Genomic DNA, 23,530 nt, shown 5'->3' with positions numbered 1-23,530 from the left:
GGGCGAGCCAAGTGGACCAACCGGTGGAAGCGGGCGCTGAATGCCTTCGAGGTGACCTTCGAGGGCCGGCTGACCCCGACACGCCGCTGACCAGGAAAAATAGTTACACCCTTAACTTGACACACCCTGTGAAGACGGCGGCGCTTACTCTCCAGCCGTTGCGGAGGGCGCCGACGATGCGGAGCCCGGTCAGGTGGGGGAAGAACAGGTTGAAGAGGGAGGAGAGGGACACCTGGCATCATCGCGAGCAGAGCCCTGTCGGCGCAGGCGCTTCATCAAATCCGTGCCAGAACCACTTTTCAAACGAAGTTGACAGGACGTGCACTCCGTGCCCATTTCTTGAGCTAGGCACGACACAGCGCTCAGGCACGTGCACCTTCTCGGTACTTCCCTCCGCATGCCCGGACTCAAACTTCTGCGAGGTTCTCAAAATCCATTAGCCAGGGCGCACGGCGGACATGAACTTTCCGTCGTAGTAGCTGTTAGCGACGTCGTCGAAGCGGATCGGTTGGCCGGTTCTCGGGGCGTGGATCATCTGGCCGTCGCCGACGTACATCGTCACGTGGGAGGGCGGGCCCGGATAGCCGCCGGTGTCGTAGAAGAGCAGGTCTCCCGGTGCGAGAGCATCGAGGGGCACTTCGGTGCCGATGTTGACCTGGTCGACGGTGACTCTGGGTATATCCACCCCCGCTGCTTCCCAGGCGCGCAGGGTCAAACCCGAGCAGTCGAATTCGTCCGGTCCTGTGCCTCCCCAGACGTAGGGCTTACCGAGCTGCTGGATGGCCCATTCCGCGGCGATGCGGCCCTTCTCGCTTCCTCCCTCGGGGACCGCATGGTCAGCGGTGGGGAGGGCCTCGTACTCGGCGATGTTGGACATGACGTTGTCCACGTAGACGTCCCACGGGTTGTAGCGGTGCAGCGCGTCGCGGAGCTCGGTCTCGTCGCTGAAGTCGACCTGGTTGTCGGGGTGGCTGGTGCACAGCTCGACGGTAGTCGAAGCGGTGGCGTCGTAGACGTTGTGCGGGTCAGCGATACCGTCGTCGTTTCCGTCTACCCCGTGTTCGGCCCACCACTTGGGCAGGAGCTGGGTCACCCCGACAGCGGCGTCGTAGGTGGTGTTGTCGTCCCACCGGCCGTCGTCGGTGTCGTAGTGCGGGGTCCAGTTGTTGCCCGCACCGGTGCCGTCCAGGATCGGGCCGATGACGGGCGGGTCGGTGTCGCCGGTGTCGGAGATGGTGCTCGTGGCAGCGTGGTCGGACTCCTCGCGGCCGATGCCGGCGAGGATCTGCCAGGTCATGTCGGTGCAGCCGGGGTGGAGTTCCTCGAGATTCTGGGCGGCGGTGGTGTAGGCGTCCAGGAGGACGGGGTGGATGCCGGGCACGTCTTCAGCGGGTACCTGGGCGTTCTCGATGCGCTCGCGTTCCTCGTCTCCGGTACCCACCGCGCCGATGATGGCGACGAGCAGCAGGAATCCGGACCCTAGGGCGATGACCAGCTTGACCATGGGTCAGCCCAGGTCGGCGAGGGTCCGGACGCTGTGGGTGGGATCGCCGAGTTGGCGCCAGATGGGTCTGGCTGGGCCGGGGTGGGTGAGCTGTTCGTGGGTGGTCACGTGTGCTGACACCGACGATGGTGCGGCCAGATTGCGGCACATGGCGGTCAACCGTCGGGTAGAGGGGACGACGAACAGCACGGTGGAGGTGAGTCCGCTGCTCTGGGCGAGGAGGTAATAGCGGTCGAGCTTCTCGGCCAGGCGGGGGTGCGGTTCGGTTCCGGTGTCGTACTCCAGGAAGGTGTCCACCACCGTGTCGCCCTGCTTCCAGCGCAGGTAGGCGTCGGGACGTACCCGGTTGCCCCAGGCGTGGCGACAGCGGTGTTCGGGCCACCACTTCTGCACGCTGGTGCCGCGGAGCTTGCGGGCGTTGACGGTCAGGTCCACCCACGTCTGGGTCACGCCCACGGTGTGGCGGAGTTGGGTGGAGCGGAACAGGCGGTCGTCGGTTCGGCTGTGGGGTTCGAGCTCGTTCGAGGCGGTGCCGAGCGCTTCGGCCAGCGTTCGGGCTCCTGTGGCGCTGAGCGTCCAGTGGGAGGGCGGGCGCACCTCGAGGTGGGGTGGCAGGAAGCGGCGGACCAGGCCTTTCCTGGCCAAGGCGAGCATGCGGCGCTGCGCGACGCGGGAGTAGGGGCCGTGGAAGAAGACGATGCCGACCTGGGGTGTGGTCATGACCCGGTGGGTGGCCAGTGCCTGCAGGATGCGGAGGTCGCGGTCGGTGAGTCGGGTCCCCATCAGTAATCCCCTTCCTGGGTGCGCGGGTCTGGTCGGCGGGTGCGCTTCGTTCGGGCAGTCCTCGGGCTGAAGACCGCTTTGCTGGCCTTGCGGATCTGGGCGGCTCGTTTGGGGATAACTCCCGGAAGCGGCCGGGTGCGCATGGTGCAGGCGGGGAGCTCGGCGGCGCCGTGGAGAGTTCGGACTGCGGCTTGGTAGGGGCCGAGGTGACTCAGGTCGTGGGCGCGCAGGTGCGGAAGCGTGTGGCGTTCGAGCTTGGCGGCGTCCTCGGGTGCGGAGTTGAAGAGGATCTTGGTGCGGCAGTTGGCGTGTACCGCCGCGCGTGTGTCGGCCGGGAACTGGCTGAGCTCTTGGTGGGCGATGACCATGGCGGCGCGGTAGCCGCGGGCCTCGGCGAGCATGTCGGCCAGAGATCCGGGGAGTCGCAGGAAGTTCGCGGCCTCGTCTATGTAGAGGCTGGTGTCGGGTCGTCGGTGTTCGGGAACAGAGGCGCGGGCGGTGATGGTGTGCCAGGTTGCGGCCAGGGTGAGGGTGCCGATGAGCGCGGCGGTCTCCTCCCCCAGGCGTCCTTTGGATAGGCGCATGAGGACCAGGCCGCCGTGGTCGAGAAGGTGGGGCAGGTCGACGGTGGTCGCACCGGAGGCCAGGACAGCCGAAGCCCACGGCCGCAGCAGTACTGAGCGGAGCTTGTTGAGCAGCGGGTCGGTCGCAGCCGCGCGCATCTGTGGGGACTGGGCTGCGTACCAGACCCAGAAGTCCACCAGGGCCGGGTCTTCGGTTCTCTGTCGGGCCAGGGTGTGCTGGGCGAAGGAGTGGTCGGCCAGCAGGCGCGGGATGTCTCCGATGGTCAGGGACGGGTCTTGGGCTCGGGCCAGGGTGAGGGTGCTGGCTCGGAGGATGTCTTCCATCCTGGGTCCCCAGGAGGAGGCGTAGAGCTTGCGGAAGATGCCGGTGACGGTGTCGGCGGCGTGTTCGGGGCTGCCGAGTTGGAGGATGTTGATCCTCGGTGGCGGTGCCGGGTCGGCCGGGTCGAAGAGCGCCGTGGTGCCGATCGCGCTCTTGGGGAGCCGGTCGAGTACGTCGGTGACGAGGTCCCCTCGGGGGTCCAGGAGGAGTGCGCTGCGTCCGGCTTCGGCGTCCTGGAGGACCATGTTGGTCAGCAGTGTGCTCTTGCCCGAGCCGGTCTTGCCGAGGATGTGGGTGTGGTGGCGGCCGGCGGCGACCTCGTAGGCGACCGGGCGCGCGGGTCCGATGTCGGCTTCTCCGAGAACGCGAACCCGTCCGGTTCGGGGGACGTCGGGGCTGGGAGCGATGCGGCGGGCGCTGGCCCTGGTGAGTCCGGGGACAGCGGTGTCGGTGGGCAGGTGGGCCAGGGCGGCCAGTTCCTCGGTGGTGAGCAGGTAGCCGCGGGCCAGGTAGCGACGGTTGGTCCACAGCCTGGGGATAGGTGTCCACTGGCGGCGGAACCCGTTGAGTCCGGAGGTGTAGGCGGCCAGGCAGGCGGCGATGGCGCTGGCACGTGCGCGGATGCGTCGGTGAACGGCGGCTCCGGTGTGTCCGGTGCTGACCAGGACGCTGATTTGGCAGGCCAGGCGGGGTGCGGCGGCCTTGCGGAGGATGGCTCGGACGTCGTCGGTAATCCCGGGGAACACTGTGGTGCCTGCCCCTGAGGCAGGGGGTTGCAGGTTCAGAAGGGAGGTGCGCACTCCGCGCAGTTGCGCTGCGGAGGCTCGGCCGCTGGCGGCTCGGCGGGGTGAGGCAGGGCGCGCGCAGATGCGGACCACGGCGTTCTGTCCGGGGGCGAGGTCGGAGAGTTCGCCGAGCAACCCGCGCAGAGGGTCTTCGGTGAACTTGGTCCGGATCGGGTACTGGTCTCCCCTACTCAGGCGCTGCCATCCCCCTGCGACGTGTGCACCGTCGGGGATGGCGGTGGTGGCGGGCCGGATCCGGGTGGTGGCTCCGGGCCAGTCGGCCTGGACAGCGCGTTCGAGGGAGCGGGCGCTGACCGTGCCGGGTAGCCAGATCTGAATGCGGATGCCCGTGGTGGAGGCGATGTATTCCCAGGACAGGTGCGGTGCCAGGAGCCGGTGGGTCCAGCGTGGGCGCAACAGCCCCAGGGTGTGCGTCCAGAAGGCTGTGGCCTGGTCCACGGTGGTTTCGGGTGGTGCGTGGATTTCCAGGATCTGGGCGCCGCGGCGCAGGTAGGCGTACCGGGCTGCTCGGAGCGCGAACACGCTGGCAACCCACGAGGCGAGCCCGCCGAGCACGGTCGCCGCGATGGCGGGGATGTTCAAGGTCAGGTCTGTCAGCATCAGAACTCCCCCTGGAGACGTGCGAGCTCGACGGGGTCGGTGGTGATCAGCCGGTGTTCGACCGGAGAGGCCAGGGCGCGGAACACCGCCCGGTGGCGGCCCGCGGCCAGGAGCGCCACACCGCGTTCAGCGCTGGCGACGATCTGGCGTTCCCCTTGGGAGAGGTGGAAGGACTCGCAGACGGCGTCGAGGTTCTGCGGGGCCTGGCGCAGCAGTAGCTGCGTGGAGGCGTTGGCGGCCACGGCGCGGCCCAGGTCCGTGGCGAGCAGGTCGGCCACGTCTTGGGTGATGAGGGTGAGCCCGGCCCAGTGTCGGCGGGAGTTCTTGGCGAAGTTGAACAGGTAGCGCGCTCCGACCGGGTCGCGGAGCAGGGTCCAGCCCTCGTCGATGGTGATCAGGCGCGGGCGCCGGTCGGCGGGGTTGGTGACCTGTCGCCACAGGGCGTCCAGGGCGGTGAGCAGGCCGACGGTCTTGAGCTCTTCGGGTAGGTGGCGCAGGGAGATCACCGACAGGTGGCCGGTAAGGCGTGCGGTGGTGGGGCCGTCGAAGAGGCCTTTGCGCGAGCCCGTGACGAAGGGTTCGAGCTGGTCGGCCAGGGAACGTGCCCCTCCGGTGGGACCGGTACCGCTGTCGGAGTCCCGCAGGGCGGTGACCAGGTCGGCCAGGACCGGCGGGGTCCGGCTCCAGGATTCCGGGTCCTGGTCGATGCCGTGGTCGGCGTAGATCTGCAGGACCGCCCGGTCCAGCAGGGCGCTCTGGGTGGCGTCCAGGCGGCCGATCATGGCGGTGACCAGGGTCTGCAGGAACAAGGTGCGGCTGAAGAAGGCCTGCGGTCCGGTGCCGGTCAGGTCGAAGGGGTTCAGGCGTCCCTGCGGTGAGCCCAACGGGACGCGGTTGCCGCCCACCGCGTGGGCCAGGTGGAGGTATTCGTCGGTGGGGTCGATGACGCTGACCTGCACCCCGGTGTACAGGGAGCGTAGGAGTTCGGTCTTGGCGAGGAAGGACTTTCCGCTGCCGCTGCGGGCGAGGATGATCGCGTTGCTGTTGTCCAGCCCTCCGTGGAAACGGTCCCAGTTGACCAGGCCGCTGGAGTGCAGGTTCTCGCCCAGCACCACCCCGGTCCGGCCGGTGTCCGAGGACAGGTCCGCTCCGCTGAGCGGCATCAGCGCGGCCAGGGCCTCGGTGTCCACGGTGCGGGTCATCCCCAGGGCGTCAACCCCCAGGGGCAGAGTGGAGCGCCAGCCCTGCCAGGGGCGGAAGGTGGTCGGCGCCAGGTCCAGCAGGATGGAACCGGCCAGGGCGTGCAGACGGCGCAGGTCCGCGTCCAGGGCCTCGGCGGTAGGGGCGTGGACCGTGATGTAGACGGCCAGGTGGAAGAGTCGGCTCTCCCCCATGGCGACGCGTTCGGCGAGTTGGGCGGCGTCGTCGGCGGCCGCTGTGCGCTGGGGATCGTCCAAGCGCCCGTGGTCGGCATCCGACCGCCAGGCCGATTCCAGGCGCGCACGGCGGCGGCGCAGCCTCTGGCTGGCGATCTGCGTGGGGACCGGGACCAGGTGGAAGGCGATATCGACCCTGCCGGGGAAGGCCAGCAGTGGGTCCGCCCACCCGGGGCGGACGTCGTGCGGGTAGCCGGTGGCCACCATGGTCTGGGTGAGCCAGCCGTCGGTCTCCAGGTGGCGCGGATACAGACGGATCGCGGGTGTGCGGGTCATCGGTCCTCCTGCGGTGCGGTGGGCTCGTGCGCGGTGCGCAGGGAGTGGGTGATGATCTGTTCGGCCTCGGGTCCGTCGCAGGGACGGGCGGTGATGTCGAGGGCGGCAAGCTGGGAGACCGTGTCCTCGGCCCGTCGCAGCAACATCCCGCCCGCCTCGGCAGGACCGCCGTGCGCGGTCAGGACCAGCAGCACGCGGTGGTGGACGAGGTCGTGGTGGTGTTGCAGGTCCTCCAGGAACCGGGCGTGGGCACTGGCGGCGCGGCGCAGCGGCGCGGGGAGTTGTTCGGCCCGGGTTCGCAGGCGCCGAATGTGCGGGGTCGGGTCCATCCACCTGCGTTGGACGATGATCTGGACCGGCTCGGTGAGCGAGTCCAAGAAGCCCGCGAACGTACCCAGGACCTGGTCCTGTTCCTCTCCGGAGAAGAGGTGGAAGGGAACGCTGGTACAGGTCAGGATGAGCGCCGAACGGCCGCCGAGGTCGAGCACCCCGTCCCGGTCGATGCGCGGAGCGGCGTCGTCGGGCTGTCGCTGGCGGGGCAGGGCGCGCCACCGGAGGGCCAGCAGGGCCATCTGGTCGAGTCCGATGCCGTCCCTGCGGCCGCAGGCCAGCACCCAGGCGCTGCCCACCAGCACCACCATCATGGTGATCAGCAACCACAGGGGCAGTCGGCCGAAGGCCGCGGTGAACAGGCCCCAGCAGGCCAGCAGCGCGGGACTGATCACCAAGAGCTGGTGTGCGGTCAGGTTCCACAGCAGCGGTTCGGGCCGGTCGATGTCGGCGGGGATGCGCGCTTGCCAGGTCGAGTCCTTGTCCACGGTCACTCCTCCTCAGGGCTGGTAGGTCGGGTCATCGGCGCCACCACCGGCGTTGTGAAGGCGGGCGGGGCCTGCGGTGGGTGCCTCCTGATCGCCGTCTCGGAGACCACGTGGCAGGGCTGCGCCAGCGCGGGGGCGATGGTGGGCCGTGTGCACCCGAGCCGGTCTGGGCTGGAGTCGGGTGAGCGCCACTGGTGTGTTGGCGAGGCCTGCCGTGCGCGGCTTTCGGCTGAGTCCTCCCGGAGGGCGGCTGTCCTGGCCGGTGCGGTTGCCGGTGCCTGCCCAGCAACCGTTGGGGTGTGGGCACGGTGGTGGGCTGGTGCGGAGGCGACGAGTCGCGGGAGCCTGGCCGGTGCGGAGGCACAGGGATCCGGGGGCCTGGCCGGGGCGCGGGCGGGTTCCCGCCCGGAGTCGGCCCCTGAGGTGGACGCGGGGTCGGTCTGCCTGCCCTCGGAGTGTGCGGCTGGGTGGTCCGGGTTGGGCCGCCCCCATGGTGGGTTCCGGGACTGCCGAAGCGCCAGGTACGCGCTCTTCGCGGCAGGGCAGCGGTGTGGGCCTGTGTTGTGGAGCCGCCCGGGCGTCTGCGCAATAGATGTCCGATCCGCCTCGTCCGGGCCCCGCCAGCGGCCGCGGTTCCCGCCGCTCCGCCCGTGATCGCGCCCAACGCCAAGGCCGTTGCCGCGGTCTTGGCCAGGCCTGCCCCGGGCACGCGCGCAGCAGGCGGGGACCAGACGGCTTTGTAGGCCCACATCGGGATGCGGATCTGGACGTAGACAAGCACCAGGAGCAGGGCGAGATCCACCAGGTCCGCTTCTCCGCTCATCACGTCGGCCATGCCGAAGAAGGCCGCGGTATCCCCCTCGAAGAACACACGGACCAGAGCCACGTAGGCGATCGCCTGCGCGACCGGAACGAGCATCACCGCGCCCAGCGCGCGCCACCACATCTGCGCGACCCGGTTGGTATAGGGCAGCGCGTGGAAGGCGAGCATGAGCGGTCCGCCGACCATGAGCAGGATCACGATGACGATGCGGATGATCTCAACGACCAGCCAGAGCACCAGCAGGACGACGAACACCACCAGGAAAAGGACGATGACCGTGCTCTCCTGGCTCAGGGCCGGAATGGTCTTCTCACGCAGGTTCTGCGCGGCCACACCCGAGTCGATGCCGCTGGCGACGATCGCCGTGGCGACGGCGGTGGAGACTTCGGCGGCCAGGGCCACCACGGTCAGCGACACGTTGGCGGCCACCCACCCCACCACCAGCCGAGGTAGAAGCTCCCGCGCGCCGAACTGGGACTGGAGGCTGTGGTGGGCCATGACCACGAAAGCGACAGCCAGGACCAGCAGGGCGTAGAGAATGTTGACGGTAGTGACCGCGCCGTCCCAGATCCCGCTGATGCCCTCGGTGGGGGCCGGGGTGGTGAACATCTTCTCGGCCACCCAGCCGAAGAGCGGTTCGAGGATGTCCACGACCAGGCCGTGGAACCACTTGCTGATGTGGCAGGAGACCTCGAGTGCGCCGCAGTCGAAGACGTCCCCGTACTCCTCGGCCAGGTCCGGCGGTTCCCCGCCCCTGCTTCCTCCCCCGCCTCCACCGCCCGGTTCGGGCTCCCGCGGCGTGCTCACAGGGACTCGTATTCGGTGACGTAGTCCAGGGCGATCAGGATGACCTCGCCGACCATCGCGACGAGGTAGCCGATCGCCGCCCCCTTGAGGGCGTTCTTGGCCTTGTCGATCTCCCCTGGGTCTCCCCCCGCCATGATCCAGCGCAGCCCGGCGACCACCACGAAGAAGCTGGAGACCGACACCGCGAGCATCTGCCCCAGGCGCGTGAGGCGGCGGATCACGTCTGCCAGCTCGGAGAAGTGCAGGCTGGCGGGGTCGGCGAAGGCCGCCGAAGCACCGCCGACCAACAGCACCGGCACCGCGGCCAGTACCAGGGCCGCGTCCGCGAGAACACGTCTGCTCCGTGCTCTTGTGTCCTTCATCCCGCCACCCCCGAGCAGGTGTTACGCCGTGGTTGAGCAAGACCGGGGCGCATGCGCGAGCAACGGCATCCGCCCCGGTGGGCCGTGCCGTTCAGGCCGCTGTGAGCTCGCCTTCAGCAGGAGGTCGTGTCAGGCCGCGGGCCAGCCGCTGCTCGGCGCGGGAGCGGATTTTGGCGAGCTTCCAGTAGGTCTGGCCCTGTTCTCGGGCTACCGAGACCAGCGAGGCGCCCTCCAGGCGTGTTCGCCCGATCAGGTCGGCCTCCTCACGGCGCAGCAGGCCTCGGGCGACCGCGCGTTCGAGGACCTCGTCGGGGCTGCCGGCTGAGCAGGGCGGCCCGTCGTGCCGGTGGGGCTTCACCGCCTGCTCGCTCTGGAGCGCTTTGCGTGCGCGCAGTCCTGCCCGCAGGGCGCGGCAGCGCAGCATCCAGGGCAGGCGGTACCAGGACTCGTTGACCTGCCGAACCGCGTTGACGAACCCGGCCACGAGTTCGGCGCGCACCTCGTCGGCCTGGTGCCGGTCCAGGCCCTCGCACAGCTGCTTCGCGCACGAGCGCAGGGCAGGCATGGCCAAGCCCAGGGCGGCGACCATCCACTCCTCGTAGTCGCGGGCCTCCCGGATCACCTGGCGCCAGACCCGGTCGCGCACTTCGCGGGCGAGCGTGCCGTCCAGCAGCAGGGCACGCAGCTCCGCCAGGTCCGTGGGGCGTACGTCGGTGTAGGGCTGGACCAGCTCACCCAGTGCGCTGATCTCCAGGTCCAGGCGCAGGAACTCGCGCTCGGTGGCTGCAAGAAGTCCGGCCATGGTGTCTCTCCCCCTTGTGATGGGTCATCAGGACGAGACCCACCACAAGGGGGGCGGCTAACAACGGGCTGACCGGCCACGGACGGACGGCTCGCAGCGCGCTCACACCGCGCGCACACCCGGCTGACGACGGCGTCCAGCAGGAGAGCAAGATGCACTGCTATCGGCGCGGGGTACCGCACCGATACGCCTCTGACCAGGGATGACATCGGCAGGAGAGGCTGACAGGGCGCGCACAGGGCTGACACCGCAGGGGTTGACCGAACAGTTACCGGTTTCCCGGGGGTGCTCGCCCGAGCACCCCCGGCGGCGGAACTATCCGGTCCCGCACATCACCCGGTCGTAGTGGCGCTGCGCCCGCTCAGCGGCCGCGGACCGGCCGTAGTGGCGCACCATCTGCGCCGACTCCCACCCGTTGAGCTCCTGCAGGTCCTCCGGGTGCCCTCCCCCTGCCAGGTACCGGTGCGAGAAGTCGTGCCGGTACCGGTGCGTGTTCGCGTTGGCCACGTTGGCCCGGCCCGAGGGGCGGTAGAGCATCTGGGAGATCTCCGACGGGGTCAGCGCCCCGCCCTTCCGCGACAGCCACAGGAACGGCATGTGCGTGTCCGGGTGCTGGGCGCGCTGACGAAGGTGGCGGTCCAGGTCCTTGGTGGGGCGTGCGTGAACTTCACGTGCCGACTCTTGTCGCCCTTGCCGGTGACGAAGGCCCGCCGCTTGTCCAGGGAAACGTCGCTGAGCTTGAGACCGGCCAGCTCGGCCAGGCGTATGCCGGTAGTGGTCGCTATTGGCCTGGGTGTCGGCTACATCCAGGGTGATGCCATCGATCGACATCAACCGCAGCGTGCCCGCGAAGGCTCCGGGTGTGGTGGCATCGGCCATCGGGGGACTTCCTCGGTGCTGCCATGTCTCTCATCCTTCCCAGGATTGAGATCCTCCATCAGACCCGGTACGAACCACCACCGAACGTGGGACAGAGTCGGAATGGGGACAGAGCCCTTATCTATACGGTCCTGACTAAACCGGTCTCTCATCAGATCCTCCAGCGGTCCCCCCGGCGGGCTGTGCTGGATCCGCGCCTACTGGAGCGGGCTGTGCCTCGGTTACCGCCTCATGGTGGTCCAGCGTGAACCGGTAGGGGCCCATGAACAGAAGGCAGATGATCGCGACGGCCACCATGAGGATGATGGGCAGCGCCCCAGCCTGGTAGGAGCCGGTGGCACTGTGGATCTGACCGAGCAGGAAGATCCCGAACGCAGAGCCTTGCGCGTAGAGGAAGTACACGAATCCGAGGACCCGGCCGTAGGAGTGCTGCGGGAAGTAACGGCTGCACATGTAGGCCGCCACATCGCCTTCGGCGCCCAGCCCCAGGCCGACCAGGGCGGCGCCGAGGAAGATCAGGCCTATGTCGGGGGAGGTGATCAGGAGGAAGACACCGACGCCGCACAGGGAGAAGATGACGGCGCTGACCATGGGAGCGTAGAACAGGTCCAGGAGGAAGCCGACGATGAACCGGGCCGCGATCGAACTCAGGGACAGAACAGAGAGGACGGTCACCGCTGTGACAGCGTCCACGCCCTTGTCCGTGGTCAGGGGGACCGTCTGGCCCATCAGGCCGAAGGTCGCCGAGGAGACCAAGAAGATCGCGATGGACAGCAGCCAGAACTGACGGTACTTCCGTGCGATGGTGAGCAGGGACTCGCCCGCGGTGGTCCCCTTCTTGCGAGCCGCTCGGCGCTCGGCATCGTGCTCTGCGGGCATCTTCGTGACGAATGCGTATACGGAGGCCGGGATGATCATGCACAGTGCCCCGATGACGAGAAATGTCATCCGCCATCCGCCCCAGGCGAGCACCCAGCTGGCGAGGTAGGGCATCATCACGCCGCAAGCGCCCAGCCCGGTCATGAGGATGCCGATCGCCAGTCCGCGGCCGTTCTTGAACCATGCGCTGACGACAGCGGAATGGGCGACCGGATTGACCGCACCAGCGCTGGCGCCGACGAAGAAGCACAGCAGGTAGTAGAGGAACTCGCTGTTCGGTAGCGCCGCCATGAGCATGATCCCGCCCCCGAAGCCCAAGGACATGGGAACGGACGGGATGCGGGGGCCGTAGCGGTCGATGAGGAAGCCCAGGGCCACGATGCTGATGCCGACCATCACGGTCTGCAGGGAGAGCCCGTTGGTCATGACGCTGCGATCCCACCCGAATTCCTCGGTCATGGGTGTCGCGAGCACGTTGACCAGCACGTTGACGGTGCTGGTGCCGAACAGCAGGGTCACGAATCCGGTGACGACGTACCACCATCTATTGCGATGGCCGACCCGTGCCCGGACCAGTGTCAAGCCACTTGAGCTCATGGAAACTCCAAGGATTTAGACGGCGGGCGTCGCTCGACGCACGTACTGGGTGATGCGGGTCACGCCCGCCGTCCATAGAATCATTTGAACTGTCCAAACTCAAGGGTCAGTCCAAAAACACTTCATCCACACGCATCTGGTTCAGCTGCGCCTGGCTTGGCTTGCTGATCGCCATCGGAGTCGACAACCGCGGCCACTGTGAGCTCCGGCGTCCAAGCTGCTACCGATAGGGGCTGCGCGGGGTGGTGAAGCTACTCTCGGGGCTCGGTTGCCCGCGAGCGGATAGGAGTCGAACCGGTTGCGGCCTGCATCTGAATCGGACATTTCTCCGATTTGTTAACAAATCTGACATTGAGGTGATCTCAGCAAGAATTAATGGCTGATCGCGACACCAAGGCACGAAGGCGGCACCAGGGGATAATTCGCCGATCGCCTGACAAAAGAACGGAGCCCCAGGTAGAAGAGGTATCTGCGAAGAAAACCCTCGAACACCTGAAAGGCTCCGTTGGTCACCTATCGTGCCACACTCGACGTCCCGGCGGAACTCGTTCGCCACCTGGCCTGCCTCCTGCGCTCCCACCGCCGCACCCTGGGCACACGCGCCAACACCCGAGCGCTGAGCTGCCACCACCAAGCCATCCTGGTCCTGCGCCACTTTCGCGACCGCACCGATGCCCACCGCCTGGCCACCGACCACGGCATCTCCCGCGCCACCGCCTACCGCTACATCGACGAGGGCACCACCGTGCTCGCCGACCAAGCCCCCGACCTCCACCAAGCCCTGTGCCAGGCCACCGAGCAGGGACTGAACCACCTCGTCCTGGACGGAATCGTCATCCCCACCGACCGCTGCTCGGAAAAGACCACCAACACCAGGGGAAAGGAAGTCGACCTGTGGTACTCCGGAAAAGCCCACACCCACGGCGGTAACGTCCAAGGCCTGATGGGACCGGACGGGTTCCCGCTCTTTGTCTCCCAGGTCGAGCCCGGGTCGGTGCACGACCTGTCCGCGGCCCGCACCCACGTCCTGGGAGCGCTGCACGCCGCGGCTGCCGCTGGGCTGGTGACCTTGGCCGATGCCGGATACCAAGGTGCGGGCATCGGCATCATCACCCCCGTCAAGCAACCGGTCACGGGCCCGCCCTTGGCTATCGGTAACCGCACCCACAACCGTCTTCACCGCGGAGTGCGCTGTTTGGGTGAGCGTGGCTTCGCGCTTCTCACCCAGCGGTGGCGGTTGTTGCAACACATCACCGCCAGTCCAGGAAAGATCGGTGACCTGGTCAAGGCCGCGCTTGTTCTCACACAATTCGAGCACGGGCGGTCGGCATAGAACTTGCTGAGATCACCTCATTGGAAACAGCGTGAGAGCTCACCCAATGCTCATGGAGTACTACTCAACCGATTCCAGCCCGACACCGTAGCCTTGCACCGCTCCGATTCATGCTTGACGAACACGCACACTGCCGATGAACTCGGCACCAACCGCGAGACACAAAGCAACGGGATCCGCAAGAACAATGAAACACGTTCCGCCCAGATCACCACTCCCATCCGACCTGGTCCAACATCGCTGCTGTCGAAGAGGGCCTGACAGAGGAGAACGCGAGATTGCGCGCCTAGATCGCCGAACTCACTACGGGGCACGAGATCCTGCGCAAGGCAGCTGCCTATTTTCCAGGGGAGATGAAACCGGGGGCCGCTTCGATTTCGTCGACGGCCACATGAGCGCCTGCGGCATCAAGCAATGGCGCTCGGTATTGAACCGGGCGTACTCCTCACTTATGCGCCCCGGGGCTCGGCGCTCGGTGGGGTGTTCAGAAGTCCACAGTTCCAAGCGAGCCTGCCCGACAGGCCTCCAGCAGTGACAGGGGCCCTGTTCACGATCTGAGACTAGGGAGATTCTGATGCTCGTAACTGTGTCGGAAGCGACAAGCCGTCTCGTGCGCAAGATCCTGCCGAGCACCTTCACGTTCGCGATCCTGCTGACCTTCCTGACACTCGCTCTCGGCATCGTGGTCGAGCGCGAAACGCCGCTGGCCATGCTCGATCACTGGTTCGCGGGATTCTGGGACTTCCTGGAATTTTCGATGCAGATGACGATGATTGTCATTACCGGTTATTGCATCGCAGTCGCGCCACCGGTCCAAAAGGTGATTTCTTGGGTCGCCAAGCGAATCACTACGAATCGGCAGGCCCTGTACACAACGATGACCGTTGCCGCAGTCGCCGCTTATATCAGCTGGGGCCTGGGCTTCATCCTAGGTCCGATATTCGTACGTGAACTTCGACGGCACCGGCAAGTCGATTTCCCTTTCCTCGTAGCCGCCGCCTACGGTTCCGCGGTCGCCGTACTCCCCGCAGGGCTGACCGTGACGGTGCCGCTGTTGATCAACACCCCGGGCCACTTCCTTGAGGAGGAAATCGGGCTCGTTCCACTCACAGAGACGATCTTTCATCCGACCCTGTTCGGCACCGCTGCGCTACTGCTGGCGGCCACGGTCCTGATTTTCACGGCCATGCAGCCCAAACGCATGCGCGGTACCAGCCTCGAATCCACCGCACCGGAAGAGGTGGATAGTGAACAGCGTGCAGCAGCGGGGGCAGGCACCGGCACGGGTGATAAGCAATCCCTACGCAGTCTTGGGTTCGGAGCGCGTGTCGACCACAGTCGGGTGGTCGCCTACACACTCGTCCTGGCTGGCGCGATCGTGTCCGTGCAGTGGTTCACCGAGCGCGGGTTTGACCTTGACCTGAACTTCCTCAACTTCGCCTTCCTCATGCTGGGCATCGCACTGCACGGCAGTCTGGCCAAGTACTTCGAGGTTGTGGTGGACGGTGTGCGCAGCGCCGCGGGCATCATCCTGCAGTTCCACTTCTATGCGGGCATCATGGGGATGATGGTGCTCTCAGGCCTGGCCACTACGGTCGCGGTCGCTCTGACCAGCGTGTCCACGCCAGCAACGGCGGGGTTCGCCAGTTTCCTCTCGACCGGATTCCTGAGTATCTTCATTCCCTCCGCGGGGGGTGGCTGGGGTGTCCAGGGCGACATCCTCGTGCAGTTGGCCAACGAACACGACGTAGCCATACCGGTCGTGGTAGCCGGTTACACGCTCGGGGACATGTGGGCCAACCTCTTCAACCCGTTCTTCGCCCTGCCAGCGCTCGGGGTGACCGGGCTGGGACTTCGTGACCTGTGGGGTTACTGCCTCGTTATGTTCGTGGCCTACTTCATCATCGCCAGCATCGGAATCATCGTCTTCCCGCTCCTGACAGGGGCGGTGTAGGGGCGTCATTCCACCCGAGCCCGTGAGTGTGTCAAGTTAAGACCTCTGTCCCACGTTCGGTGGTGCCGGTCGGTGACTTCGCTGCAGGAGGGTTCCATGACGGAGCAACAGAAAACCGGCTTGCCCGTATCATCTGGCGTCTGGTCAGCTGCGTATCTCGTATTCACCCCCCGGTGCCACCGTCGTGGATGAACAGGGCAGAGCCGCGTCGACCGCGGCCCGGTTCTGGCCGACTCTGCGAGTGGAGGCGCGAAGGTGGGGGCGGTCCCCCACAAACCTCAGCGATCCACTCGGCAGGGCCTGAGCGCGGCCCGAGGCGGGTTCCAGGAGCCGGGCGAAACCGTCGATGTGGTCGGCCAGGCGAGCCAACTCCGGAGATGCCCGGCCAGACCTGTGAGGGTCTGATCCTCCTCGGGTATGAGCTGGTAAGGGTCGGCTAGGAGCAGCTCGCTGAAGGCCTTGGCGAGACTTCTCTCTCAAGCTCCCGTGCTACTGCGCCGATCTGGGAGGTGAGCCGGGGTGTGCGCCGGTGGTATCGGGTCAGGATGCCGGGGAGCTGTTCTCGGATCCTCTGGCGGGGGCAGCCGCGAGCTCGGCACTTCTGGCGCCGTACTCGCACCAGGACGTGCACGTTCCTGCCATCGACGGGGTGTCTGCGGGTGTGCGCTGATGGTAGGCGTGCACGCTCTCGGACTGGACACCGCAGACCGGTCAGGGGGCCAGTTGATCGGGGCCACGCAGTCAGGAAACGTGGCCGTGATCGATGTTCTCGATGTTCAGGGGGAGCAGTCCGGCGAAGACAATCCTCAGGAGTTCTTCGCCGTCACACGCCACCGAGCGGAACGCCCTGCTGCCCTAAGCCACCACCGGTATGGGGACGGAGACACTTTTCGAGCGACGTTGGCAAGGTAGCTCGGACGCGTTTGCTCAGCCGGCAGACTCTCTTGAGGGCACGGGAGCGCTCAGCTCCTTCGCAATATCCGGAAGAGCCTCAGGGTCCGGATCGAAGCCCAAAGGCAGCAACCATGCGCGATCGACAGTGCTCTGCTCGAGCGATGCACGGAGAATCGCCCGACCAACTGCGAGTCGACTCTCTCCACTTAGAGCGCCCTCGGTGACCAGGCGAATGGCGGCATCTAGCTCCGAGGTTTGCCGACGCACTGACTCGCAGTCTCGCTGCGGGTCCGTAAGCAGACGCTCCGCTCGGGCGCGGGCGTCGCTCAGCTGGTCTTGCACATCGGTGCCATCTAGCAGGGGTTCCAGTGTGGTGGCCAGACGTACAGCGTGGAGCAGCTGATGCCGCTCGCGATCAGCGATCATGTGGACCCGCTGCTCGGCGAATCGGAGGAAGTCGGAGACCAAGCGTGCCTGCTCGATCGCCTGGGCCTGCGCCGTGGCCTCAACAGCCGGGATGATCACGGACTCCAGACTCTTGATTGCGGCGCGCATGGTGTTGCGGGTGTAATCCATCGTTCAGAGCACTTTCTCGAGCTGCTTGATCAGCTGCTGGGTGAGCAGGGGCGTCACACCTTCAAGCCTGGCCAGCAGGATGTCCTGATGCGACCTCCCGAGGCGGGCGACGCGGTACGGAGTGGCCAGCGTTCGGAGGAGCGCAGAGTAGGTCACGAGCACGGAGAACCACCGCAACCGCTCCTCGTCCACGTACAGCCCGGAGATCCGTTCATACTGGGAGAGCAACTCGTCTGGTGGAAGCACGCCACTGGCCAAGAAGGTCTCGCCATCTTCGGCAACTCCGCCGAAAAGTGGATGGGTGATGTAGGCGAGGTCTTCGTGGCGATCGCCAACGTGCCCCAGCTCCCAGTCCAGCCACGCAGTGATCTCCCCAGTCGCCTCATCGAAAAGGAAGTTTCCGCTGCGAAAGTCTCCGTGGACGATCCCAACCCGATCCGTGGCGGGAAGGTTGTCCGCCATCCAAGTCGCGGCTACGTCCATGACCGCATGGTCCTGACCGCGGTCCAGCTCCCACACCGAACGCTCCATGTTGAGCCGCTCCCGTGCCGCCTGGGTCGTCCCTGTGCCCGGCACCCACACGGCCGGCGACGCCAGGTGCCCAACATCGAGGTTGTGCATCGATGCCAGGTGCTCAACGATCTGCGGCGCCAGCTTGGCTCGGAGATCGGGATCGAAGCCCGTACCCAGACCCGACACATTCCCGTCCTTCGTCGCAGACGGTTTCGTGACGCCATGAACGAACGAGTAGATCAGTGCCGGGTCTGGAAGCTCCTCACCCAGGGGGTCCGCCCAGAGCGCTTTGGGAACGGGGAGCGCGGACGCGGATGCTTTGCAGATCTCAAATTCGGTCTGCTTGTAGGTGGTGTTCAGTGTCTCCGGCGGGTCAATGCTCAGGAGAAGACGGTCCTGGACCCTTCCGCGACTAGGCGCCTGCCAGTCGAGGGTGAAGCCGATCTGGATCTTCGAGGCGCCTCCCGTAATCCAACCGACGTCGGAGACGGTGAAGTCCCCCGCAACGCGCGATTCGAGGAACCGGCTAAGGCAGCGGTGCACGTCGTCGAGGTCCAGCGGGGACCAACTCCCGCCCGAGCGCCGCTGGTACCTGATGTCGAGAGCCTTCTGGCTCACCGGATCAGTGGGGAACTTCCGTTTTACTGCTGCGACCTGATCGGACGTCGGATAGTCGTTCTCTGCCACTGGTGTGGTGGTCATCCCTGATCTCCTTCGGTGAGGGATAGGCGGGCCGCGCGCCCGTGGCGTGAGCGTCTAGCTGCTAGAAATTCGATCCCCCAGACGTCGGCCATCAGCCCGTGGGCCACGCGCCCGTCGAATTCGTAACGCATCAGCGCCTGGTTGGTCAGGTAGGAAGGGCTGAAGGTGTACCAAGGTGTGGCCGCCTTGGCGACCCCGATGAATTCGTAGGTGCGCCCCCGCTCGTCGGTCACGCTGATCCGGTTGGAAGTCGGCAGCATGTTGACGTGCTCGGCTTCCATCGTGGCGGCGGTGATGCCGTAGGTCTTCCCACGGTCATAGACGTAGCCGAAGCGTAGGGGGGCGCAGACGATATCGTCGTCGACCAGGTCCATCCCCATCACCAGATGGATTCCGAAATCCTCGTCGAACGGGATGTGGAGGTAGGTGAGCGCCGCCTCGCCCAACTCGGTGCGGGTTCCCCAGCTACGGTCGAACCCGCCCATCGCGTCGACCTCGTAGGTCTTACCTCGCAGTCGCAGGGCACCCCGAACGCGCCCCACGTAGTCGAGGTGCCCGCCCGCCCAGGCGTCGCCGAGCCCGAGGTCGCGGTGCTTATTGGAAACGTTCAACAGCGGGTTCTCCGCAGGATCGTTGGGATCCCAGGCCGCCATGCAACCGGTGAAGTCGAGGTCGAACTCGCAGACGCCGTTGAGGCTGGTGTAAGTGAACCGGTAGTCGGTGGGTGGACCGTACGCATCGACGGAAAGGCCATTCTCCAGTTCGAACTTCGCCATCGACGGAGGGCACGGCGTGTGCATGTGCGGATCCGTGAAGTCGGCCGTGAACGGCTCCGGGTTGATCCCCTGGACGACATTGATCGACGAGATCGTGGCTCCGACGTTCGGACGCGCCAAGAGGTAGACGTTCCCGTACATACGTTCCTCGGGGATCGCGAACCAGAATCCGATGCTCTCGGCCCACCGCGTCAGTGAGGAGTCGTTCTTGTGGAACTCAGCATCCTTGGGCCCGATCATGACTCCACTCCGCTAACGCTGCCGAGCAGCTCCCCGACCGGTTGCACAGAGCCCGGATCAGGATCGAATCCCATCGGGAGAAACCACGCCCGCTCCAGTGCGACCCGAGCGTGCGAGGCACTCACGACGGCCTGCTCAAGAGCCGGAGCCGCCTCCTCGGTGACCAACTCGAACGCCTCTGAGGCCAACGCCTGGATGCGCGCGGAGGAGCGGCGTACGCGTTCGCCAGCGCCTTCCCTGCCCTGTAGGAGCCGCTCCGCCTCGTCCAGCTCCTCACGCATAGCGGCGGCGGACTCCGTCGGCAGATGGGGTTCCACCGCGCGGCCGACCCCCAGATCGTCCTCGAGGTCACGCCACTCTCGCGCCGCTACGTAGGCCATCCGATCACGCACTAGGGCGAGATATGCGATCGAGAGCATCAACTGCTGCTGTGCGAGCGGATCCTCGTCCGCGACAGCAGGCGCCACGATCGTTGTCAGGGAGCTCGAGACGGCCTGCAGCGCGTTCTGCAATTGTTCCGTCATCATTCCTCCACAGTTAGAAGTCGAAGTAGCTGTTGGGACAGGACCGGCGTCATGCCCCTAACCCAGGCAAGCAGCACATTCTGATGGGTCTTGCCGAGGAACGAGATACGTGTTGCGGTGGCCAGCGTGGCCACCAGTAGCTGGTGTGTGTTGGCGACCTTGTAGTAATGCAGGCGATTCCGGTCGACAGGGAGGCCGGAGGCCTCCTCGTAGCGGGCGAGGAAGTCTTCCTCGGTGAAAAGCCCGCTCACCAGGTACATGCCGGTCTCCGGGTCGGTGTGGCCGAATGTGGCATCGGTGACCCAGGCGAGGTCGCGGTGGCGGTCACCCAAGTGGGTGTACTCCCAGTCGAGCCACGCGGTGATCCGCGCATCCTGCTCATCGAAGAGGAAGTTTCCGCTCCGGTAGTCACCGTGCAGCAGACTCACCCGGTCGACCGTGGGTAGGTTGCGCCCCAACCAACTGGCGGCGGCGTCGACCAGGCGGAAGTCCTCGCTCCGGTCCTCCTCCCAAACCCGTCGGTACTGGTTGAGCTTCCAACGAGGGGCGTCCACGGTGTCCACAGCCGGCTTGTCGAAAGAAGGAAGCTCCAGCGACCCGACCTCGAGGGTGTGCAATGCCGCGAGGTGGCTGACGAACTGCTCCCCAAGCGGGCGGCGCAGGTCCGGACCAAAGTTCGTCCCCAACCCACTGACTGCCCCCGAGTCGGTCAGTTCCGGCTTCGCAACGCCAGCCATGCGGGTGTAGACGAGTGCGGGCTGCAGAAACCACCGGGCCTCCTCGTCCAGCCAGAGCACCCGGGGGACAGGGAGGTGGCCAGAGACGGCCGTGAGGACCTCACCTTCCTGCCGTCGGCTGGTGGCGTTCAGCGACTCCGCCGGGTCCATCCGCACCACGAGATCGTCCGTCACCCGGCCCCGCACCGGGTCGGTCCAGGTGAGGTCGCAGCCGAGCTGGATCTTCGAAGCGCCACCGGCGAACCAGCAAGCGTTGGTGACCTCGAAGCCTGAGCCGATACTGGCCTCGAGCATTGACTCAAAGCAGGCGACGAACTCGTCGAGGCCGATGTGTTGGTAGGCACCGTTGCCCCGCTGCTCAAGCTTGCGGACGAGTTGCCGGTCCAGTTCCGAGTCGATCTCGAACCGCCGACGCATCTCTTCGACGAACTCCTGCGGGGGGTCGTCTCGGAGCGCGAAGTAAGCCCCTGGATCGTTGCGGTGGAGCTCCGACCATCCGGCGCGATCCGAGGTACGCGTTACCCTGCTCATGCTTGCGCCCGCTTACCGTGCCGCGACTTGTGCTTCGCCAGGTAGTCGAGGCCGAGGATGTCCGCCATCTCACCCGTACCAACTATGCCGTCGTGTTCATATCGCATCAGGCTCTGATAGGCGACATCGCGTGGATTGAATGCATGGAACGGGTGAGCTGCAATCGCCGTGCCGCGGAACTCCCAGGAGGTGCCTGCGGAGTCGGTCACTCGGATGACGTTGGACATGGCGAGCATCTCGACGCGCGTCGCTTCGACTGTCGCGCTGACGAGGCTCCGCGTCTCCCCGTGCTGAGTGACGTAGCCGAAGCGCAGGTCGCCGTACCGCACCTCCCCGTCCGGGTCGATCCGCTCGTCGACGGCGAGGTGCATGGAGAAGGCCGGGCCGAAGTTCACCGAGATCCACGCGACCGCCCACGTGCCCAGATCGCGACGCGGACCCCAGCTGTGGTCCATGCCCTCATAGCAGTCGACGGCGTACTCCTGGCCGTGGAGCGTGAGGGTGCCGGTGATATGGCCCTTGGTCTCGAAGTGGCCGGTCGCCCATCCGTCTCCGCGGGTGTCCAGAGTCGCCTTTCCGTCCGCTTCGGTGAGGAGGGCGTTCTGCTCGGGGTCATGCATGTCGAACGGGTCGTGCAGCGCCTGGAAGTTCAGGTCGAACGAGCAGGTCCCCAGGTTGTGCTCATAGGTGAGGTGATAGTCACGGGGCGGGTTCCTGACCTCCACGCTGAGCCCATTCGGCAGCGTGTAATTGGTGAAGTTGTCTGGGCATGGCAGGTGCACCTGGCAGTCAGTGAAGTCGATCTCGTAGGGCTGGCGGCAAATGCCCTGTGCCAGACAGATGCTCGACAGCGCAACCCCCAGGTTGGGCCGCGCTAGCACATAAGCGTTGCCAAGGATTCCCGCCTCGGGAACCGCGAAGATGAGGGCCGTGGTCTCGGTCCAGGACCAGTCCTCGGGGTCTCGCGTATGGAAGTCGACGTCTTCTGATTTGATCACGGAGTCATCTCCCTACTGGGGTGTGAACGCAAAATCGGCTGATTGCTAGGAAAGCCGGAAAGACTCGTCAGCGAATATCCCTCCCAGTGCCTCTCAAGCCCACTCGTTCGACGAAGTATCAAACGAGAGCCACCGCTCGCCGGGCTCAACGGTGGCAAGAAGAGCGCGGGCGCCAATCTCCGCCTTTGTCGGCAGGTCGGTACAGGGTCCACCTCCGGCGCGCGGCCGGATCGGCGACGGCGGCGACAAGGGTGAGTCGATCGGGAGTCTCTGTCACCGCGCTGCTAAGGACATCGCCCACGGTCGACTCAAGCTGCTCCTCGGAGCGTCGGGTTCTCAGTGTGATGCAGGCAACATGGTCGTATGGTACGACACATACTTTAAGTTGAAAAGTATTTTGGTCTAACCTTTTTACTCAAGGCTGCCTGCAGCTGACACACGCGCCCTCACACCCGCAGTGAACTGTGCGTTCGCACTTCTCGCCGCAGGCGTCGCGGGCATGCTGTTCGACCTGGCCGATCGCTCGTTGGCTCACTCGAAGGTGATAGGGGCGCTCAGCCGATTCATAGGTGAGTAGTTCCAAAGGGCCAGGGAGCGCAGGACGAGTCGGCCGGTCCGGTCGTTGTGCCAAATAGGGGCGGTTAGTGCCAGAACACGCTGGAGCACCCGTACCAGCACCCTCCCGAAGTGTGGCCACCGTGTCGTCCCAGGTCCAACTGGCCCTTGAAGATCTGATTGATCGACTCGATCACGTGCCTCAAGGGACGAAACAACGCTGATCCCGCCCGTGCGGCCCACACCCCCGCGGGCCGGACGCAGCAGGGAGAGTCCTGACTGGGACAGCTCTTGTTCGAAGCGGCGTCCCACGTAGTTATGTCCGCGATCAATGTCTGGTTCGGACGCTCGCTCACCAGGCCCGGAGCGGTCTCGAAAATCTCGATTAGCGTGGTGCGCCCGTCGGCCTTAGCGCCAGTCAGGGCGAAAGCGACGGGAGGCCCACCCAGGGTGCACACCAAGTGCAGACGCAGCCCTCAACAGAACCGGGGACGGGAGGCGGAGTACCCGCGCTGGGCCCAGCCGACCAGCTTGGAGCGTTTGACGGTCTCGCGGAAGCGGGCGCACACCACGGGGGTGGAGTCCACCACCCACACATCGTCGGTCCAGGAGCTGGTGTGGGTGGCCAGATGTCGGATGAGGTGGCGGATCAGGTGGGCGGATTTGCGTCAGCGCTTGTTGTAGCCGCTCTGTTGGGTCGGGTAGGGGAACTCTTCGAAGAGACGGGTGCGAGCGTAGCGCAGCTATCGGGTCTCGTTGGTGTAGCCGAGCAGGTCTTGTATAAGGGCCAGAGTAATCAGGTCGGAGTCGGACTAAGGGGGTGGTAGCCGATTCCAGGGCGCCATGGGTCTAGGTCGGGGGCTTCGAGCAAGGTGTGGGTGTGGGTTACTTTGGCGAGGGAGTGCAGGTTCTGCGTCAC

At 66.1% G+C, this 23,530-nt stretch carries 19 protein-coding genes and 1 pseudogene; 2 read left to right on the top strand and 18 right to left on the bottom strand.

Annotation, left to right across the window (positions count from 1 at the left end; all coding sequences use genetic code 11):
• Positions 1 to 436: 436 nt before the first annotated feature.
• The 11 genes from ACYVDG_RS22160 to ACYVDG_RS22110 all read right to left on the bottom strand — a co-directional run bounded on the left by ACYVDG_RS22160 (position 437) and on the right by ACYVDG_RS22110 (position 12,278).
• The gene (locus ACYVDG_RS22160) at positions 437 to 1,504 is read right to left on the bottom strand and encodes a C40 family peptidase (protein ID WP_460756922.1); all 1,068 of its coding nucleotides are present in this window, start codon (positions 1,502 to 1,504) and stop codon (positions 437 to 439) included.
• 3 nt (positions 1,505 to 1,507) lie between these two features.
• The gene (locus ACYVDG_RS22155; RefSeq protein WP_460756919.1) at positions 1,508 to 2,287 is read right to left on the bottom strand and encodes a replication-relaxation family protein; all 780 of its coding nucleotides are present in this window, start codon (positions 2,285 to 2,287) and stop codon (positions 1,508 to 1,510) included.
• Positions 2,287 to 4,599 carry a type IV secretory system conjugative DNA transfer family protein gene (locus ACYVDG_RS22150; protein WP_460756915.1) on the bottom strand — a complete coding sequence of 771 codons (2,313 nt, stop codon included), beginning with the start codon at positions 4,597 to 4,599 and terminating at the stop codon, positions 2,287 to 2,289. Before ACYVDG_RS22150 ends, ACYVDG_RS22155 begins: the two co-directional genes overlap by 1 nt.
• Entirely contained in the window at positions 4,599 to 6,311 is a 1,713-nt protein-coding gene (locus tag ACYVDG_RS22145; RefSeq protein WP_460756910.1) for a VirB4 family type IV secretion system protein, read from the bottom strand. The genes ACYVDG_RS22150 and ACYVDG_RS22145 overlap by 1 nt, the downstream gene beginning before the upstream one ends.
• Complete coding sequence (locus ACYVDG_RS22140) at positions 6,308 to 7,129, bottom strand: PrgI family protein (RefSeq protein ID WP_460756906.1); 822 nt, start codon at positions 7,127 to 7,129, stop codon at positions 6,308 to 6,310. The genes ACYVDG_RS22145 and ACYVDG_RS22140 overlap by 4 nt, the downstream gene beginning before the upstream one ends.
• A 31-nt stretch (positions 7,130 to 7,160) precedes the next feature.
• The gene (locus ACYVDG_RS22135; RefSeq protein ID WP_460756899.1) at positions 7,161 to 8,759 is read right to left on the bottom strand and encodes a hypothetical protein; all 1,599 of its coding nucleotides are present in this window, start codon (positions 8,757 to 8,759) and stop codon (positions 7,161 to 7,163) included.
• Complete coding sequence (locus tag ACYVDG_RS22130) at positions 8,756 to 9,121, bottom strand: pilin (protein WP_460756895.1); 366 nt, start codon at positions 9,119 to 9,121, stop codon at positions 8,756 to 8,758. The genes ACYVDG_RS22135 and ACYVDG_RS22130 overlap by 4 nt, the downstream gene beginning before the upstream one ends.
• A 91-nt stretch (positions 9,122 to 9,212) precedes the next feature.
• Entirely contained in the window at positions 9,213 to 9,923 is a 711-nt protein-coding gene (locus ACYVDG_RS22125; protein ID WP_460756891.1) for a hypothetical protein, read from the bottom strand.
• Between the two features lie 315 nt (positions 9,924 to 10,238).
• On the bottom strand, positions 10,239 to 10,520 hold the full coding sequence (locus tag ACYVDG_RS22120; RefSeq protein WP_460756888.1) for a tyrosine-type recombinase/integrase: 282 nt from the start codon (positions 10,518 to 10,520) through the stop codon (positions 10,239 to 10,241).
• Positions 10,481 to 10,675 (bottom strand): hypothetical protein, encoded by a 195-nt coding sequence (locus ACYVDG_RS22115; protein ID WP_460756925.1) that lies wholly within the window; start codon positions 10,673 to 10,675, stop codon positions 10,481 to 10,483. Before ACYVDG_RS22115 ends, ACYVDG_RS22120 begins: the two co-directional genes overlap by 40 nt.
• A 262-nt stretch (positions 10,676 to 10,937) precedes the next feature.
• Positions 10,938 to 12,278 carry an MFS transporter gene (locus tag ACYVDG_RS22110; RefSeq protein ID WP_460756884.1) on the bottom strand — a complete coding sequence of 447 codons (1,341 nt, stop codon included), beginning with the start codon at positions 12,276 to 12,278 and terminating at the stop codon, positions 10,938 to 10,940.
• A 505-nt stretch (positions 12,279 to 12,783) separates the two neighbouring features.
• Between ACYVDG_RS22110 and ACYVDG_RS22105 the strand changes: the two genes are divergently transcribed.
• Together ACYVDG_RS22105 and ACYVDG_RS22100 are read left to right on the top strand one after the other, a co-directional pair.
• Positions 12,784 to 13,611 (top strand): transposase family protein, encoded by an 828-nt coding sequence (locus ACYVDG_RS22105; RefSeq protein WP_460756880.1) that lies wholly within the window; start codon positions 12,784 to 12,786, stop codon positions 13,609 to 13,611.
• Positions 13,612 to 14,185: 574 nt separating this feature from the next.
• Positions 14,186 to 15,565: a short-chain fatty acid transporter gene (locus ACYVDG_RS22100; RefSeq protein ID WP_460756874.1), complete on the top strand. Its 1,380-nt coding sequence runs from the start codon at positions 14,186 to 14,188 to the stop codon at positions 15,563 to 15,565.
• Between the two features lie 927 nt (positions 15,566 to 16,492).
• Here the strand turns inward: ACYVDG_RS22100 and ACYVDG_RS22095 are convergent.
• The 7 genes and pseudogenes from ACYVDG_RS22095 to ACYVDG_RS22065 form a co-directional block, all read right to left on the bottom strand.
• On the bottom strand, positions 16,493 to 17,035 hold the full coding sequence (locus tag ACYVDG_RS22095) for a hypothetical protein (RefSeq protein ID WP_460756871.1): 543 nt from the start codon (positions 17,033 to 17,035) through the stop codon (positions 16,493 to 16,495).
• A gap of 3 nt (positions 17,036 to 17,038) precedes the next feature.
• Positions 17,039 to 18,250 carry a phosphotransferase family protein gene (locus ACYVDG_RS22090; protein ID WP_460756867.1) on the bottom strand — a complete coding sequence of 404 codons (1,212 nt, stop codon included), beginning with the start codon at positions 18,248 to 18,250 and terminating at the stop codon, positions 17,039 to 17,041.
• Positions 18,247 to 19,266, bottom strand: a complete 1,020-nt coding sequence (locus ACYVDG_RS22085) for a DUF7064 domain-containing protein (protein ID WP_460756862.1) — start codon at positions 19,264 to 19,266, stop codon at positions 18,247 to 18,249. The genes ACYVDG_RS22090 and ACYVDG_RS22085 overlap by 4 nt, the downstream gene beginning before the upstream one ends.
• Positions 19,263 to 19,790, bottom strand: coding sequence for a hypothetical protein (locus tag ACYVDG_RS22080; RefSeq protein ID WP_460756859.1), 528 nt, complete (start codon positions 19,788 to 19,790; stop codon positions 19,263 to 19,265). The genes ACYVDG_RS22085 and ACYVDG_RS22080 overlap by 4 nt, the downstream gene beginning before the upstream one ends.
• The gene (locus tag ACYVDG_RS22075; RefSeq protein ID WP_460756856.1) at positions 19,790 to 20,944 is read right to left on the bottom strand and encodes a phosphotransferase family protein; all 1,155 of its coding nucleotides are present in this window, start codon (positions 20,942 to 20,944) and stop codon (positions 19,790 to 19,792) included. Before ACYVDG_RS22075 ends, ACYVDG_RS22080 begins: the two co-directional genes overlap by 1 nt.
• Before the next feature lie 110 nt (positions 20,945 to 21,054).
• Complete coding sequence (locus ACYVDG_RS22070) at positions 21,055 to 22,056, bottom strand: DUF7064 domain-containing protein (RefSeq protein WP_460756853.1); 1,002 nt, start codon at positions 22,054 to 22,056, stop codon at positions 21,055 to 21,057.
• Between the two features lie 531 nt (positions 22,057 to 22,587).
• A pseudogene (locus ACYVDG_RS22065) lies at positions 22,588 to 23,530 on the bottom strand (transposase).

It is taken from the genome of Nocardiopsis oceani, from assembly GCF_054777395.1.
This window is presented reverse-complemented; position numbering and strand designations above follow the sequence as displayed.